Source organism: Streptomyces sp. V2I9 (genome assembly GCF_030817475.1).
Taxonomy (GTDB): Bacteria; Actinomycetota; Actinomycetes; order Streptomycetales; family Streptomycetaceae; genus Streptomyces.
The window spans coordinates 1,483,273-1,498,902 of the sequence record NZ_JAUSZJ010000002.1; the positions used below are offsets into that span (position 1 = coordinate 1,483,273).

Annotated in this window: 15 protein-coding genes; 9 read left to right on the forward strand and 6 right to left on the reverse strand. The window is 73.1% G+C overall.

Features of this window, described 5'->3' with window-relative positions:
- Positions 1–136 precede the first annotated feature (136 nt).
- The 4 genes from QFZ71_RS06645 to QFZ71_RS06660 form a co-directional block, all read right to left on the reverse strand.
- Positions 137–868, reverse strand: a complete 732-nt coding sequence (locus tag QFZ71_RS06645) for a response regulator transcription factor (protein WP_307667331.1) — start codon at positions 866–868, stop codon at positions 137–139.
- Complete coding sequence (locus QFZ71_RS06650) at positions 865–2,199, reverse strand: sensor histidine kinase (protein ID WP_307667332.1); 1,335 nt, start codon at positions 2,197–2,199, stop codon at positions 865–867. Before QFZ71_RS06650 ends, QFZ71_RS06645 begins: the two co-directional genes overlap by 4 nt.
- A gap of 179 nt (positions 2,200–2,378) precedes the next feature.
- Positions 2,379–2,657, reverse strand: a complete 279-nt coding sequence (locus QFZ71_RS06655; RefSeq protein WP_307667333.1) for a hypothetical protein — start codon at positions 2,655–2,657, stop codon at positions 2,379–2,381.
- 10 nt (positions 2,658–2,667) lie between these two features.
- The gene (locus QFZ71_RS06660; protein WP_307667334.1) at positions 2,668–3,450 is read right to left on the reverse strand and encodes a PspA/IM30 family protein; all 783 of its coding nucleotides are present in this window, start codon (positions 3,448–3,450) and stop codon (positions 2,668–2,670) included.
- A 327-nt stretch (positions 3,451–3,777) separates the two neighbouring features.
- Between QFZ71_RS06660 and QFZ71_RS06665 the strand changes: the two genes are divergently transcribed.
- The 4 genes from QFZ71_RS06665 (at position 3,778) to QFZ71_RS06680 (ending at position 7,347) form a co-directional block, all read left to right on the forward strand.
- The gene (locus QFZ71_RS06665) at positions 3,778–4,377 is read left to right on the forward strand and encodes a DUF3043 domain-containing protein (RefSeq protein ID WP_307667335.1); all 600 of its coding nucleotides are present in this window, start codon (positions 3,778–3,780) and stop codon (positions 4,375–4,377) included.
- 110 nt (positions 4,378–4,487) lie between these two features.
- Positions 4,488–5,168: a class I SAM-dependent methyltransferase gene (locus QFZ71_RS06670; RefSeq protein WP_373465085.1), complete on the forward strand. Its 681-nt coding sequence runs from the start codon at positions 4,488–4,490 to the stop codon at positions 5,166–5,168.
- Between the two features lie 167 nt (positions 5,169–5,335).
- The gene (locus tag QFZ71_RS06675; protein ID WP_307667336.1) at positions 5,336–6,424 is read left to right on the forward strand and encodes a S1C family serine protease; all 1,089 of its coding nucleotides are present in this window, start codon (positions 5,336–5,338) and stop codon (positions 6,422–6,424) included.
- A gap of 287 nt (positions 6,425–6,711) precedes the next feature.
- Entirely contained in the window at positions 6,712–7,347 is a 636-nt protein-coding gene (locus QFZ71_RS06680; RefSeq protein WP_307667337.1) for a hypothetical protein, read from the forward strand.
- A 158-nt stretch (positions 7,348–7,505) separates the two neighbouring features.
- On the opposite strand, the gene QFZ71_RS06685 is transcribed toward QFZ71_RS06680, so the two are convergent.
- Positions 7,506–7,715, reverse strand: a complete 210-nt coding sequence (locus QFZ71_RS06685) for a hypothetical protein (RefSeq protein WP_010057779.1) — start codon at positions 7,713–7,715, stop codon at positions 7,506–7,508.
- A 78-nt stretch (positions 7,716–7,793) separates the two neighbouring features.
- On the opposite strand from QFZ71_RS06685, the gene QFZ71_RS06690 reads away from it, so the two are divergent.
- Positions 7,794–8,999, forward strand: coding sequence for a bifunctional adenosylcobinamide kinase/adenosylcobinamide-phosphate guanylyltransferase (locus QFZ71_RS06690; RefSeq protein WP_307667338.1), 1,206 nt, complete (start codon positions 7,794–7,796; stop codon positions 8,997–8,999).
- Positions 9,000–9,204: 205 nt separating this feature from the next.
- Positions 9,205–10,326 (forward strand): nicotinate-nucleotide--dimethylbenzimidazole phosphoribosyltransferase, encoded by a 1,122-nt coding sequence (gene cobT, locus QFZ71_RS06695; protein ID WP_307667339.1) that lies wholly within the window; start codon positions 9,205–9,207, stop codon positions 10,324–10,326.
- A 151-nt stretch (positions 10,327–10,477) separates the two neighbouring features.
- Here the strand turns inward: cobT and QFZ71_RS06700 are convergent, their stop codons facing one another.
- Complete coding sequence (locus tag QFZ71_RS06700) at positions 10,478–11,242, reverse strand: hypothetical protein (protein ID WP_307667340.1); 765 nt, start codon at positions 11,240–11,242, stop codon at positions 10,478–10,480.
- A gap of 88 nt (positions 11,243–11,330) precedes the next feature.
- On the opposite strand from QFZ71_RS06700, the gene QFZ71_RS06705 reads away from it, so the two are divergent.
- The 3 genes from QFZ71_RS06705 (at position 11,331) to lpdA (ending at position 15,610) form a co-directional block, all read left to right on the forward strand.
- On the forward strand, positions 11,331–12,113 hold the full coding sequence (locus QFZ71_RS06705; RefSeq protein WP_307667341.1) for an adenosylcobinamide-GDP ribazoletransferase: 783 nt from the start codon (positions 11,331–11,333) through the stop codon (positions 12,111–12,113).
- A gap of 209 nt (positions 12,114–12,322) precedes the next feature.
- Complete coding sequence (locus tag QFZ71_RS06710; RefSeq protein WP_307667342.1) at positions 12,323–13,879, forward strand: leucyl aminopeptidase; 1,557 nt, start codon at positions 12,323–12,325, stop codon at positions 13,877–13,879.
- A 342-nt stretch (positions 13,880–14,221) separates the two neighbouring features.
- On the forward strand, positions 14,222–15,610 hold the full coding sequence (gene lpdA, locus QFZ71_RS06715; protein WP_073769416.1) for a dihydrolipoyl dehydrogenase: 1,389 nt from the start codon (positions 14,222–14,224) through the stop codon (positions 15,608–15,610).
- The last annotated feature ends 20 nt before the right edge of the window (positions 15,611–15,630 follow it).

The window sequence follows — 15,630 nt, forward strand, 5'->3', positions numbered from 1 at the left end:
GAACGCGAAGGGCCCACCCCTCCCGCCCCGTCCCACTATCGCCGCCCCCCGCAGCCGAAACGTCGCCCCTCGGGCTGCTTTCTTTCGCCGCGCATACCGCAGTTGGAGTACACCGCCGTACGCCGTGCTCCACCGGTCAGTCGGCCCGAGGGCGCACCAGGCCCGATTCGTAGGCGATGACCACCAGTTGGGCCCGGTCCCGCGCGCCCAGTTTCGCCATCGCCCGGTTCACATGGGTCTTGACGGTGAGCGGGCTGACCGCGAGCCGCTCGCCGATCCGGTCGTTGGAGTGGCCGCCCGCGACCAGGACCAGCACCTCGCGTTCGCGGCCGGTGAGCGCCGCCAGCCGTTCCGCGTACTCCGCGCTGTCCGGCCCCGCCGACGTACCGCTGCCGCCCTGGGCCAGGAACGTGGCGATGAGCCCCTTGGTGGCCGCCGGGGAGAGCAGCGCCTCCCCCGCCGCGGCGATCCGGATCGCGTTGAGCAGCTCCTCCGGCTCCGCGCCCTTGCCGAGGAAACCGGACGCCCCGGCGCGCAGCGACTGGACCACGTACTCGTCGACCTCGAACGTGGTGAGCATGACCACCCGCACCGCGGACAGCTCCGGGTCGGCGCTGATCATGCGGGTGGCGGCCAGCCCGTCGGTGCCCGGCATCCGGATGTCCATGAGCACCACGTCGGCGCGCTCGGCACGCGCCAGTTCCACGGCCCGTGCCCCGTCGGCCGCCTCGCCGACCACCACCATGTCCGGCTCGGAGTCGACCAGCACCCGGAACGCGCTGCGCAGAAGCGCCTGGTCGTCGGCGAGCAGCACCCGGATCGGCGCCTCCCGCGCCTCGGCCGCAGGTGTCGGTATCGGTCGGGTCATCGGCGGAGCCCCGTTCCGCCCGCCGTGCCCGGCCGCTCCGGTTCTCCCGTGCGGGCTTCGACGGGAAGGATCGCATGGACGCGGAACCCGCCGCCGTACCGAGGCCCGGCGGTGAGGCTCCCACCGAGGGCGGTGACGCGTTCGCGCATGCCGACCAGGCCGTGGCCGCCGCACTCCGGTCCGACGCCGTCGTCGGGACCGCCGCCGTCCGGACCGTGGCCGCCCGGTCCGCCGTCGCCCGGTCCGGTCGCGGGGCGGCGCCCCGCGCTCCCCCGGCCGTTGTCGAGCACGGTGACCTCCACGGTGGCTCCGACCCGTACGACGCTCACCTCGGCGGCGGCCGCCGCGCCCGCGTGCTTGCGTACGTTGGTCAGGGCTTCCTGGATGACGCGGTAGGCGGCGAGGTCGACGGCGGCGGGCAGCCGGTCGCGGTCGGCGCAGGCCACCTCGACGGGGAGGCCCGCGTTGCGGAAGGTGTCGACCAGTTCCCCGAGGACGGTGAGGCCGGGGGCGGGTTCGGTGGGCGCCTCGGGGTCGCCCTGCTGGCGCAGGAGGCCGACGGTGACCCGGAGCTCGTTGAGCGCGGAGCGGCTGGCGTCGCGTACGTGGGCGAGCGCTTCCTTGGCCTGGTCCGGGCGCTTGTCCATGACATGGGCGGCGACCCCGGCCTGGACGTTGACCAGGGCGATGTGGTGGGCGACGACGTCGTGGAGGTCGCGGGCGATCCTCAGCCGCTCCTCGGCGACCCGGCGGCGGGCCTCCTCCTCGCGGGTGCGCTCGGCGCGCTCGGCGCGTTCCCTGATGGCGTCGATGAAGGCGCGCCTGCTGCGTACGGCGTCGCCGGCGGCTCCGGCCAGTCCGGTCCAGGCGAAGACGCCGAAGTTCTCCTGGCTGTACCAGGGGGTGGAGCCGAAGAGCATGGCGGTGGCCGTGACCGCCCCCATGGTCAGCAGTCCGACCCGCCAGGTGGTGGGACGGTCGGTGCGCGAGGCGACGGTGTAGAGGGCGATGACCGTGCTCATGACGACCGGGGCGGGCGGCTCCATCAGGACGTACTCGGTGACCGAGAGCGCTCCGGTGACGGCGAGGACCTGCATCGGGCGCCGTCGCCGCAGGACGAGGGCGATCGCGGAGAGCGTCATCAGGAGGACGCTGAAGAGTTCGGGGGTGCGGGTTCCGAAGGTGGGGGGCCCGTGATAGTCGCCCGGAGCGGCGAAGGAACCGCAGATCATCGCGGAGAGGGTGCAGAACGCCAGCGTCGCGTCGAACGCGAGGGGATGGTCCCGGAGCCAGCGGCGGGCCCGCGCGAAGCCGGACGAGAGGGTGGTCACGACCAGCTACCGTACGCGGCCGCCCCTCGGAGCCGTACGCCTTCGCGGGAAGCGGCCGGAGGCGGGGCGGGCGGGGCCGGGACGCACCGCTGCCCCGCTCCGGCGGACCGGGCGCGGGGCAGGGTGTACTGCGGGGAGTGCCGGTGCGGCTGTCGCGGGCCGCCGGGCGGGCCGTCGGGTCAGTTGGGGATGAGCCCGTCGTCGCCGAGCATGGCGCGCACCTCTTCGAGAGTGGCGTCGGACGCCGGCAGGATCAGCTCGGACGGCTCCAGGGAGTCGTCCGGGAGCGGGCTGCCGAGCTCGCGCACCTTGTCCAGGAGCGCGTGGAGGGTGGTGCGGAAACCGGGTCCGTCACCGCTCTCCATCTCCTTGAGCAGGACGTCGTCGAGCTCATTCAGTTCGACGACATGACTGTCGGCCAGCTCGACCTGGCCCTCCCCCATGATCCGTACGATCATGACGCTGCCCTCACTGCTTGTCGAACTTGTGCGGGGACGACTGCGGCTGCTGCGCACCACCCTGGGCGCCGCCCTCGATGGCCTGCTGCGAGGGCGAGGAGCCGCCCGCCAGCTCGGCCTTCATGCGCTGCAGCTCCAGCTCCACGTCGCTGCCGCCGGAGATCCGGTCCAGCTCGGCGGCGATGTCGTCCTTCGCCGTGCCGCTCGGGTCGTCGAGGGCTCCGGAGGCGAGCAGCTCGTCGATGGCGCCGGCCCTCGCCTGGAGCTGCTGCGTCTTGTCCTCGGCCCGCTGGATCGCAAGGCCGACGTCGCCCATCTCCTCGGAGATGCCGGAGAACGCCTCGCCGATCCGGGTCTGGGCCTGGGCCGCCGTGTAGGTGGCCTTGATGGTCTCCTTCTTCGTGCGGAAGGCGTCGACCTTGGCCTGGAGGCGCTGCGCCGCGAGGGTGAGCTTCTCCTCCTCGCCCTGGAGCGTGCTGTGCTGCGTCTCCAGGTCGGTGACCTGCTGCTGGAGCGCCGCACGCCGCGACAGCGCCTCGCGGGCCAGGTCCTCGCGGCCCAGCGCCAGCGCCTTGCGGCCCTGGTCCTCCAGCTTGGACGACTGGCCCTGCAGCTGGTTCAGCTGCAGCTCCAGGCGCTTGCGGGACGTCGCCACGTCGGCGACACCACGACGCACCTTCTGCAGCAGTTCCAGCTGCTTCTGGTACGAGTAGTCGAGGGTCTCGCGCGGGTCTTCGGCCCGGTCAAGGGCCTTGTTCGCCTTCGCGCGGAAGATCATTCCCATACGCTTCATGACACCGCTCATGGGCTTCGCGCGCCCCCTTCTGACGGACTGAGCTCCAGCACTCCCGATAGAACCCACAGTACGGGCCCTGTCTCTATTACCGCACTGTTCGGGCGCGGATGTGCTCCTCCCCAAGGACGAGTACGCGAGGGAAACGATCCCGCCCAGGGTGTAGGTGAAGCTCCGGGACGCGCGGTGTCGGGTGCGGGAACAGGTGGTTGACCCCCGTATCACCCGGTCGGGGCCGTCGCCTGGCCCGGTCGGCGGCCCTCCGTTGCCGGATCGTTCCCGCCCGCGTTCCCGGGCCCGCGCGCCGACCCCGTACCCTTGGGTTTTGTGTTCCGTAGCCGCGCCAAGACAGAGAAGGCCCCCACCGACAAGGTGACGGCGGACCTCTCCCAGCAGCCCCGCGACCCGCAGGCTCCCAAGGGTCGCCCCACCCCCAAGCGCAGCGAGGCCCAGTCGCAGCGCCGCCGTGCCGCGTCCGCCGCACCGGCGGACCGCAAGGCGGCCGTGAAGCGCCAGCGCGAAGCGCGCCGGGCCGACATGGCCCGCCAGCGCGAGGCGCTCGCGTCGGGCGACGAGCGCTTCCTCCCGGTCCGCGACAAGGGCCCGGTGCGGCGCTTCGTCCGTGACTACGTGGACTCGCGCTTCTGCGTCGCGGAGTGGTTCCTGCCGCTCGCCGTGATCATCCTGGTCCTCAGCGTGATCCAGGTGCCGAACATGCAGGCCATCGTGATGATGCTCTGGCTCGGCGTGATCGTCCTGATCGTGATCGACTCGATCGGTCTGGGGTTCCGCCTGAAGAAGCAGCTCCGCGAGCGCTTCCCGGACACGCCGAAGCGCGGTGCCGTGGCGTACGGCCTGATGCGCACGCTCCAGATGCGCCGACTGCGGCTGCCCAAGCCGCAGGTCAAGCGCGGAGAGCGGCCCTGAGCACGGACACCTCCGGCTTCACCGGGGTCTCCTCGGCGTGGCCGGCGGGTCTCGGCGGCATACGCGACACGGTCCGCCAGGAGCTGGTCGCCCGGCAGCTCGACGAGCAGATGGCCGGGCGCTTCCCGGTCGGACAGCGGCTGCGCGTCCTGGACGTGGGCATGGGCCAGGGCGCCCAGGCGCTGCGGCTCGCGCGGGCCGGCCACTCGGTGACCGGCCTGGAGGCGGACGCCGAGATGCTGGCCGCCGCCCGGAAGTCCCTGGCGACCGAGCCGGAGGGCATCCGTGAGCGGGTCCGGCTCGTCGAGGGCGACGGCCGTGAGACCGGGGTGCACTTCCTGCCCGGCAGCTTCGACGTGGTGCTGTGCCACGGCGTCCTGATGTACGTCGAGGAGCCGGACCCCATGCTGGCCGGGCTCGCCCGGATGCTGGCCCCCGGCGGGCTCCTCTCCCTGCTCGTGCGGAACGCGGACGCGCTGGCGATGCGGCCGGGGCTCTCGGGTGACTTCGCCGGAGCCCTGACCGCCTTCGACACCGCCACGTACACCAACCGTCTCGGCCTCACCGTGCGCGCGGACCGGCTCGACGCCCTGCGCGCCACGCTCGCCGGGATCGCCGCTCCCCTGCACGCCTGGTACGGGGTCCGCGTGTTCACGGACACCGTGGACAACGACGTGGAGCTGCCGGCCGACGAGCTGGAACGGGTGCTGACCCTGGAGGACCGGGCCGGACGCACCGACCCGTACCGGGGTGTGGCGGCACTGCTGCACCTGTGCGGCGTACGCGGCTGACGTCTCCCGGCGTACGCGGCCGAGTTGTGCGTGGCCGACCCGTGCGCGGCCGACACGCTCCGGCGCGCGGCGGGCCCCGGCGTACGCGGTCGGGTGCGCCCTCCCCCGCGCGCCCGTTCGGCCCATCAGCGCGGGCACCCGAACGGGCCCGGCCCCAGACTCCGGATATGGACGCATCCCCTTCCCGCAGCCGGGCGCGCAGGCTGCTGATCCCCCTCTCCGCCGCCGTCTGCGCGATCACTCTGGCGGGCGGCTGCTCCGGTACGGGCCCGGCGGCTCCGGCGCCCGAGGCGAGCGCGTCGGGCACCGCGCAGGGGTCGGTGAAGCGCGCCCCCGACGACCTGGAGACCGCCTACAAGGACGTCATCAACGACGTGCTGCCGTCGGTGGTGCAGATCGACGCCTCGGAAGGGCTCGGTTCCGGGGTCGTCTACGACGGCAAGGGACACATCGTCACGAACGCCCATGTGGTCGGCGACGAGGAGAAGTTCAAGGTCAGCGTCGCCACCGGGGAGGCGGTGCTGAGCGCGTCGCTGGTCTCCTCCTATCCGGAGCAGGACCTGGCCGTGATCAAGCTCGACGAGGTGCCGGACGGGCTGAAGCCGGCGGAGTTCGGCGACGCGGCGAAGGTCGAGGTGGGGCAGATCGTGCTGGCGATGGGCTCGCCGCTGGGCCTGTCCAGCAGCGTCACCCAGGGCATCGTCTCCGCGCTCGGCCGGACCGTGAGCGAGGGCCGGTCGGGCGGCGGTACGGGGGCGACGATCGCCAACATGGTGCAGACGTCCGCGGCGATCAATCCGGGCAACAGCGGTGGCGCGCTGGTCGATCTGGACAGCCGGGTGATCGGCATCCCGACCCTGGCGGCGACCGACCCGCAGCTGGGCGACAGCGCGGCGCCGGGCATCGGCTTCGCGATCCCCGTCTCGATGGTGAAGACGGTCGCGGACCAGATCATCAAGGACGGCAAGGTCACCGACTCGGGACGGGCCGCGCTCGACATCACCGGCCGCACGGTCGTCGACGACGACTACCGCCCCGCCGGGGTGGCGCTGGTCAGCGTGGAGCGGGGCGGGGCGGCGGCCGAAGCGGGGCTGCGGCCCGGAGACACCATCACGAAGATCGGGGACGTGGAGGTCACCACGATCACCTCGCTCTCCGAGGCGCTGGCGAACGACGAGCCGGGCCAGAAGGTGACGGTGACGTACACGCGCGACGGCGACAGCCGGACGGCGGAGGTCACGCTCGGGGAGATCTGAGCGGTCCCACGGAATCCTCGACGGCTCCGCACCCCTACCGGTCACACCGGCACGGGTGCGGAGCCGTCGACGTTTCCGGTGGTGGGGCCGGGGGGCTTGACGGGCAGTGAGGCCGGGGGCGTGACGACCAGGCAGCCCCTTGTCGCGGTACGACAGATCATCTAGCGTCTCGGGTGGCCTCGCGGGGGAGACGAGGCGATGGCCCGCGGGGCGGCGGTGGTCGCCGGCGCCCGCTGACCCGTTGTTCTCTCCGCCCCGGATCATCCGCTCAGGAGAGAAGGAAGTCGTTGAACGAGCAGTCCCCGCCCAGGGAACCTTCGCGCACGCAGGACAAGGAGTGGGGCCCTGCCAAGCGGACGGTCGGGTGCGTGCTCGCCCTGCTGATCGTGGTCGGCCTCCCCGCCGCCGGTATCTACGCGGTCGTCCAGTGGATGCAGCGGCCCGTGCACCAGGTGGCGAAGACCCTCGACGACTACGGCACCCTCTGCGGAGGACGCGAGATACCCGGAGCCCCTGCCTACGAACCCGGTTCGGGACCGCACCCCGTCGTCGTGTTCGAGAGCGCCCGGAAGGACGACAGCTCGCAGTCGCAGGTGTCGCTCCGTGCGGGCGAGAGCGACGACCCGTTCAACCCGGAGGATCCCGACCAGGTGGAACTCGTCGCGTGCACGGAGCACAGCGACGCCGGTGAGGAGGTCGCCACCTGCGACTTCACGAGCGAGTCGGTCGGGATGCGGAGCGCCACCGTGGAGATCACGGTGTACGAGGCGCGCACCGGCGACCAGGTCGGGGAACCGGTCGAGCTGGTCGGCGAGGACACCAGCTGCCCGGTCATGGTCACCTTCAAGGGAGACCTGAACCTGTACACGATCCCGTCGGAGAGCCAGTACCTCGAAGCGCTCAAGTCCGCCGTGAACGGCTGAGCGAGCGGTTCGTGAGGTGGTGTCCGCCACCGGGCGGGGCCGGGGCGGAGTCCGCCCGGCGCGGTGCCCGGTGGCCGGCACCGCGGATTCCGGTCAGCGGAACGGGGTGGTGACCGCCGGGGCTCCGGCGGTCACCACCCCGCTTCCGTGGCCGGGCGTCAGGCGCCGTCGGCCTGGAGGCTCATCGGGCCGTAGATCTTGGTCGTGTCCTCGAAGAGCGTCACCTGTGCGGCGCCGCCCTCCAGGAGTTCCTTCCAGTACTCACCGATCCAGGACTCCGCGTCGCCCTGGGTGGTGAACTCCTCCGGCTGCAGCGCCGGCTCCGTCTCCGTACCGTCGGACTTCTCGAACCGCCACGTCCACGCCATGTCAGCCTCCCGGGTCACGTTGCTGCCCGAAGCGTAGCCGGACGCGCACCTCGCGCGGGGACACGGGAGGATCAAGGGGTGGAACTGACACTGCTCGGCACCGGAGCCCCCGAGGGGCTGCCGCACCCCTCCTGCCCCTGCGCGGTCTGCGCCTCGGCTCGCGGCCCGTGGGCGCGGGCCGCGACCGCGCTGCTGGTCGACGACGCGCTGCTGCTCGACCTCACACCGGGGGCCGTGTTCGCGGCCGCACGGGCGGGGCGTTCGCTGGGCGCCGTACGCCAGGTGCTGCTGACCCACCCCCACGACGGACCCGCCGTCGAACTGCCGCCCACACTGCCGGCCCCCGGGCGGGTGCCGGACGGTCAGGTCCTGACGCTGATCAGCGGGCACCGGGTGCGGGCGGTGGCGATGGATGCGCCGGGGACCGGGTACGAGGTGACGTCCCCGGAGGGCGAGCGGCTGCTGTACCTGCCGCCGGGGGCGGCGCCCGCCGGGCTGCCCGAGCGGGTGGAACGGCCGCTGGACATGGTCGTCTGCGATGTGATCGGACGGCCCGACGCGGTGGCGCGGCTGCGGGCAGCGGGGGCGGCGGGTCCGACGACCGACGTGATCGCGGTCCACCTGGACCACGACGCCCCGCCGGGCCCGGCCCTGGATCGGCGGCTGGCGGCGGCCGGGGCGCGGGCGGTGCCGGACGGGACGACGCTGGTGGTGGGTGAGTACCACGCGGTGCCGGACGTACCGCGCCGGGTGCTGGTGACGGGCGGCGCGCGGTCGGGGAAGTCGGTGGAGGCGGAGCGGCGCCTGGAGACGTTCCCGGAGGTGGTGTACGTGGCGACCGGTGGCCGCCGTGACGGGGACCCGGAGTGGGCGGCCCGGATCGGACTGCACCGGGAGCGCCGGCCGGGCGCCTGGCGGACCGAGGAGACCTGCGAACTGGCGGAGCTGCTGCGGGCGGACGGGCCGCCGCTGCTGATCGACTGCCTGTCGCTGTGGCTGACGGACGCGATGGACCGGGTGGGGGCCTGGGAGGACGAGCGCTGGCACGACGGGGGCGGCGAGGCGGCGTTGCGCGAGCGGGTCGGGGAGCTGGTCGCCGCGGTGCGCGGGACCCGGCGGCCGGTGGTGCTGGTGACCAACGAGGTGGGGTCGGGGGTGGTCCCGGCGACGTCGGCGGGGCGCCGGTTCCGGGACGAGCTGGGGCGGCTGAACGCGGCGGTGGCGGCGGAGTGCGAGCAGGTGCTGCTGGTGGTGGCGGGACAGGCGCTGGTGCTGCGGGGGTGAGGAGCCCTTCGGGGGCCGGCCGGTGGGCCGGTGCGTGCCGACGAGCGGGACGCCGGAGGCGCTGTTCCTTCCGGGTCCGTACGCCGGGAAGGGGCCGGTCTCGGCCGGGGCCGTGTCGTGGGGCGACCGGTACTGTTCCGGGCAGGGGCCCGCCGCCGGGTTCCCGTGCCCGGACCCGACGTGACGACCCGCGAGGCAGACCCCCGTGAACCTGGACGACTTCTCCGACCTGATCCAACGCCCCGACGGGGGTGTGCGGCGCGATGCCGAGGAGCGGCGCGAGCGGCTGACCGTACCGCCGGGAGCGCTCGGGCGGCTCGACGAGTTGGGCGAGTGGCTCAGCGCCGCCCAGCAGTCCGTGCCGGTCAGGGCCGTCCAGCAGCCGCGCCTGGTGCTCTTCGCCGGTGACCACGGGGTGGCGGAGCTGGGCGTCTCCGGGCGGCCGGCGGGCAGCGCGCACGCGCTGGTGCGGGCCGCCCTCGACGGCACGAGCCCGGTCGCGGTGCTGGCCCGGCAGTACGCGGTGCCGATGCGGATCGTGGACGTCTCCCTGGACTGCGATCCGGAGCTGCTGCCCGAGTCCGTGGTCCGCCACCGGGTGCGGCGGGGATCGGGGCGCATCGACGTCGAGGACGCGATGAGCGCGGAGGAGGCCGAGCAGGCGGTCCGCCTGGGCATGGCCGTCGCCGACGAGGAGGCGGACTCCGGCACCGACCTGGTCGTCCTCGGCGACCTCAGCGTCGGCGGGACCACGGCCGCGGCCACCCTGGTCGCCGCGCTCTGCGGTACGGACGCCTCCGTGGTGACCGGGCGCGGTGGCGCCGGCATCGACGACCTGGCGTGGATGCGCAAGTGCGCGGCGATCCGGGACGCGTTGCGCCGGGCCCGGCCGGTGCTCGGTGACCAACTGGAGCTGCTGGCCGCCTCCGGCGGGGCGGACCTGGCGGCGATGACGGGGTTCCTGTTGCAGAGCGCGGTGCGCCGGATGCCGGTGATTCTGGACGGCGTGGTCTCGGCCGCCTGCGCGCTGGTGGCGCAGCGGGCCGCGTTCCGGGCGCCGGACTGGTGGCTGGCGGGCCAGACCAGCGGGGAGCCGGCGCAGACGAAGGCGCTGGACCGGATGGCGTTGACCCCGCTGCTGGACCACGGGGTGACGGTGGGCGAGGGCAGCGGCGCGCTGCTGGCCCTGCCCCTGGTGCGGGCCGCGGCGGCGCTGGCCGCCGAACTCCCCGAGCGTGAGCCGGAGAAGCCCGTGGACGGGGAGGACGAGGAAGACACGGAGCCCGACGAGCCCGAGGCGCGGTCCGCCGCTCCCGGCAGAGCCTGAGAGCCGCCGCCCCCGGCCGCTCGCGGCTTTCCCTGTCGGGTCTCCCCCGTGCGGACGGGACCGGCGTCCCGCGGACGGCACCCGGCTCCGCGTGGCCCCGGCCCCCTCTTCGGAGGGCCCTGGAATCAGGCGCCGGAGACTCCGGGGAGGTTCAGGGCCTCGGCGCGGGCGGCGGCGGTACCCGGTCCGGGGCGCCGCCGATGAGGTCCTGGAACTTCCGGCGCGGCCCGGCCCAGCGCACGTCGTGGCGGTAGGCCCGCAGCATCGCGCGGGAGCGCGCCCGGTGGCGGTGACGGTAGAAGCGCCGGGCCCAGGGCGAGGTGGGGCGGGCGAGGCGGACCGCGCCGATCAGGGCGACGAAGGGGACGAGGGTGCCGACCACCGCCATCCGCGTCCTGCCCTTGAACAGGGCGATCAGGACGAAGCAGAAGTTGATCACGTACGTCGTGATGAGGCCGACCCTGCTCTGCTGCTCCTCGTCGGTGACGTCGTCCACGCCGAGCGGCGAGAAGCCCGCCAGGACCAGGGCCACCAACGAGGCGGTCAGCACGACCGCTTCCACGCTCCGGCGGCCCTCCTCGGTCCAGTACACGTCGTCCAGATGCAGGATCAGGGCGAACTCGTCGAGCACGAGACCCGCCCCCACCCCGAAGACCACCGCGCACACCCCGGCGGTCGCACCGTGCTGCCCACTGGCCACCGCGCCGAACCCGCCGACCACCGACAGCACGACTCCGGGCACCACGTGGTGGATGTGCACCCCGCCCGGCGTGATGTCGCGGAACGGGCCCTTCCCGGCACGGATCATGCGGGTGATGGTGCGGGTGACCGCGAAGGTCAGGACGAAGGCGGTCAGCGCGAGGAGCAGCGGCAGCTTGCCGGGCTCCACGATGTTGTCGTGCCACCAGTGACCCATCCCACCCACTCCCGATACGTCAGGTTTCGCAGCGTTCGGCGCGTTTCGCCCAATCTATCGGTGGGGCCCAGCGGCTAGCCTGCGCGCGGTGACCTCCCTGAACAGCCACGGCATACGTTTCGCCTTCGGCACCCTGACCGTGCTCCCCGTCCGCGTGTCCCGCTGGGACCGCGCGACCGCCCGGACCGGGATGCTGTGCGCCCCGCTCGCGGGACTCGTCGTGGGGCTGCTCGCCGCCGCCCTCGGCTCGCTGTCGCTGCTCGCCGGCTCGGGGCCGCTGCTCGCGGCGGTGGCCTCCGTCGCGGTGCCCGCGGCCCTCACCCGAGGGCTGCACCTGGACGGTCTGGCGGACACGGCGGACGGCCTCGGCAGCGGCAAGCCGGCCGAGGACGCACTGCGGATCATGAAGCAGTCCGACATTGGGCCGTTCGGTGTCATCACGCTGCTCCTGGTCCTGCTGGCCCAGGTCGCGGTCCTCTTCGAGCTGTACGGGGAGGGCTGGGCGCACGGGGCGCTCGGGGCCGTCGTGGCGGCCGTCGCCGCCCGTCTCGCGCTGACCCTGGCGTCCCGTCAGGGGGTGCCGCCCGCCCGGCCGGAGGGGCTCGGGGCGGCGGTGGCGTCGACGGTCCCGGTCCGGTGGGCGCTGCTCGCGGCGGCGGTGACGACAGCACTGTGCGGGGCGGCGGGCACGGTGTTCGGTCCGTACGGGGCGCTGCACCACGCGTCGGCGGTGCTCGGGGCGCTCGCGGCGGCCGAACTGCTGCTGCGGCACTGCGTCCGGCGGTTCGGCGGGGTCACGGGGGACGTCTTCGGAGGCGTCGGGGAGACCGCGGCGACGGCGGCCCTGGTGGTGCTGGCGCTCGGGGCCTGACGGGGGACCGCCGCGGCGGGCGTTCCGGGCCGTGCCGGACCACCTCACCGGCCGGAAACGGCGCGGGGAGGACCCGCCGCCGTCACCGAGCGGAAAGTGCGCGCGTAGGCTCATTCCCGGCACATCGTCGGGGCGTCTACGATGCGCCGGGCAGGGTCGGCCCACCCCTCGACCGAACTTGAACTCAACGGAAGCGAGATTTCACCACCGTGACTGCTCTCACTCTCAGCACTGCCGGTGCGGCGACGCTGCGCGCCGACGCACTCGTCGTCGGCGTCGCCAAGGGCGCTGGGCCGAAGACGGGTCTGGTCCTCGCACCGGGCTCCGAGGCCGTGGACAAGGCGTTCGACGGAAAGCTCGCCGCCGTCCTGGAGACCCTCGGCGCCACCGGTGCCGAGGGCGAACTGACCAAGCTGCCCGCCGCGTCCGGCCTCAAGGCCCCGGTCGTCGTCGTGGTCGGCCTCGGTCCGGTCCCGGACAAGGAGGACGCGTACGACGGCGAGGCGCTGCGCCGCGCGGCGGGCACCGCCGCCCGAGCGCTGTCCGGCGCGAAGAAGGCGGGCTTCGCACTGCCCGCCGGCACGGTCGAGGACGCCGCCGCCGTCGCCGAGGGCGCGCTCCTGGGCGCGTACGCCTTCACCGCCTACCAGGGCGGCGAGAACAAGCTGGCCCCCAAGGGCGCGAAGTCCGAGGACAGCGGTCCGAAGCAGCCTCTCGCCGAGGTGGTCCTGCTCGGCGGCAAGGCGCGCGACAAGGCGTACAAGGCGGCCGTCGAGCGCGCCCTGGCGCTGGCCGAGGAGATCAACCGGGCCCGCGACCTGATCAACACCCCGCCGAACGACCTGTACCCCGAGTCCTTCGCCGCCGTGGCCACCGCCGCGGGCAAGGAGCACGGCATCAAGGTCCAGGTCCTCGACGAGAAGGCGCTCGTCAAGGGCGGCTACGGCGGTCTGCTCGGCGTCGGCCAGGGCTCGGCGAACGGCCCGCGCCTGGTGAAGCTCGCCTACACGCACCCCAAGGCGGAGAAGACCCTCGCCCTCGTGGGCAAGGGCATCACCTACGACTCGGGCGGCATCTCGCTCAAGCCGGCCGGCCACAACGAGACGATGAAGTGCGACATGAGCGGCGCCGCCGCCGTGTTCGCCGCCGTCGTCACGGCCGCCCGCCTGGGTCTGAAGGTCAACGTCACCGGCTGGCTGGCGCTGGCCGAGAACATGCCCTCCGGCAACGCCACCCGCCCCGGTGACGTACTGCGCATGTACAGCGGCAAGACCGTCGAGGTCCTCAACACCGACGCCGAGGGCCGCCTCGTCCTGGCCGACGCGCTGACCCGTGCCTCGGAGGAGAAGCCGGACGCGATCGTCGACGTGGCGACCCTGACCGGTGCGATGGTGCTGGCGCTCGGCAACCGCACCTTCGGCATCATGGCCAACGACGACGCCTTCCGTACGTCGATCCACGAGATCGCGGACGAGGTCGGCGAGCCGTCCTGGCCGATGCCGCTCCCCGCCGACCTGCGCAAGGGCATGGACTCCCCCACGGCCGACATCGCCAACATGGGCGAGCGCATGGGCGGCGGCCTGGTGGCCGGCCTGTTCCTGAAGGAGTTCGTGGGCGAGGGCATCGCCTGGGCGCACCTGGACATCGCGGGCCCGGCCTTCCACGAGGGCGCTCCGTACGGCTACACGCCCAAGGGCGGCACCGGTTCCGCGGTCCGCACCCTGGTGCGCCTCGCCGAGCGCACCGCCGACGGCGACCTCGGCTGAGCCGGAGCAGCCAGCCGGTACCTGCGGCCCCGGGCATACGTCCGGGGCCGCAGGTGTTGTCGGGGCGGGACCGGTAAGAAGAGACCGGGGTTTCGCTCTGGACGAACACCGGCTCGATCCCCCGGTATCTACGCAGCAGTAACCCTCCGGAACGGACGATGATCCGTCCCGGACCCGGGCCCCGCGTCCCGCCCACCGTCGACAAGTGCGAAGATGGGTTCTCGGCAGGACAGGGCCCCCACCACAGGGCCGAAGACAAAAGCGGCCGCACACCAGCCGACCGGCCGGTCACACCCCAGCGACGGGGCCCGGCGTACGGCGCACATGCATGGAGGACGTGACGTGGCGAACGACGCCAGCACCGTTTTCGACCTAGTGATCCTCGGCGGTGGCAGTGGCGGTTACGCCGCGGCCCTGCGCGGAGCGCAGCTGGGCCTGGACGTCGCCCTGATCGAGAAGGGCAAGGTCGGCGGCACCTGCCTGCACAACGGCTGCATTCCCACGAAGGCGCTGCTGCACGCGGGCGAGATCGCGGACCAGGCCCGCGAGTCGGCCCAGTTCGGCGTGAAGGCCACCTTCGAGGGCATCGACATGGAGGCCGTCAACAAGTACAAGGACGACGTGATCTCGGGCCTGTACAAGGGTCTCCAGGGTCTCATCGCCTCGCGCAAGGTCCACTACATCGAGGGCGAGGGCAAGCTCTCCTCCCCCACCTCGGTGGACGTGAACGGCCAGCGTGTCCAGGGCCGCCACGTGCTGCTGGCGACCGGCTCCGTGCCGAAGTCGCTGCCCGGCCTGGAGATCGACGGCAACCGGATCATCTCCTCGGATCACGCGCTGAAGCTCGACCGCGTCCCGAAGTCCGCGATCGTGCTGGGCGGCGGCGTCATCGGCGTCGAGTTCGCCTCCGCGTGGAAGTCCTTCGGCACCGAGGTCACCATCGTCGAGGGCCTCAAGCACCTGGTCCCGGTCGAGGACGAGAACAGCTCCAAGCTCCTCGAGCGCGCGTTCCGCAAGCGCGGCATCAAGTTCAACCTCGGCACCTTCTTCGACAAGGCCGAGTACACCCAGGACGGCGTCCGCGTGACGCTCGCCGACGGCAAGACCTTCGAGGCGGAGGTGCTGCTGGTAGCGATCGGCCGCGGCCCGGTCTCGCAGGGCCTCGGTTACGAGGAGCAGGGCGTCGCGATGGACCGCGGCTACGTCCTGGTGGACGAGTACATGCAGACCAACGTCCCGACGATCTCGGCGGTGGGCGACCTCGTCCCGACCCTCCAGCTCGCCCACGTCGGCTTCGCCGAGGGCATCCTGGTCGCCGAGCGCCTCGCCGGTCTCAAGACCGTCCCGGTCGACTACGACGGCGTGCCGCGGGTGACGTACTGCCACCCCGAGGTCGCCTCCGTCGGCATCACCGAGGCCAAGGCCAAGGAGATCTACGGCGCGGACAAGGTCGTCGCCCTCAAGTACAACCTCGCGGGCAACGGCAAGAGCAAGATCCTGAAGACCGCGGGCGAGATCAAGCTCGTCCAGGTCAAGGACGGTGCCGTGGTCGGCGTCCACATGGTGGGCGACCGCATGGGCGAGCAGGTCGGCGAAGCCCAGCTGATCTACAACTGGGAGGCGCTGCCCGCCGAGGTCGCCCAGCTCATCCACGCACACCCGACGCAGAACGAGGCGATGGGCGAGGCTCACCTGGCGCTGGCCGGCAAGCCCCTCCACGCCCACGACTGACCCCCGGTCCCGGGCGCGAC

Excerpts from the sequence above, each read along its gene's own strand:
- QFZ71_RS06655 (WP_307667333.1), bottom strand. The coding sequence starts at position 2,657 with ATGATCGTACGGATCATGGGGGAGGGCCAGGTCGAGCTGGCCGACAGT.
- QFZ71_RS06675 (WP_307667336.1), top strand. The coding sequence starts at position 5,336 with ATGGACGCATCCCCTTCCCGCAGCCGGGCGCGCAGGCTGCTGATCCCC.
- QFZ71_RS06645 (WP_307667331.1), bottom strand. The coding sequence starts at position 868 with ATGACCCGACCGATACCGACACCTGCGGCCGAGGCGCGGGAGGCGCCG.
- QFZ71_RS06700 (WP_307667340.1), bottom strand. The coding sequence starts at position 11,242 with ATGGGTCACTGGTGGCACGACAACATCGTGGAGCCCGGCAAGCTGCCG.
- QFZ71_RS06660 (WP_307667334.1), bottom strand. The coding sequence starts at position 3,450 with ATGAAGCGTATGGGAATGATCTTCCGCGCGAAGGCGAACAAGGCCCTT.
- QFZ71_RS06670 (WP_373465085.1), top strand. The coding sequence starts at position 4,488 with ATGGCCGGGCGCTTCCCGGTCGGACAGCGGCTGCGCGTCCTGGACGTG.
- QFZ71_RS06685 (WP_010057779.1), bottom strand. The coding sequence starts at position 7,715 with ATGGCGTGGACGTGGCGGTTCGAGAAGTCCGACGGTACGGAGACGGAG.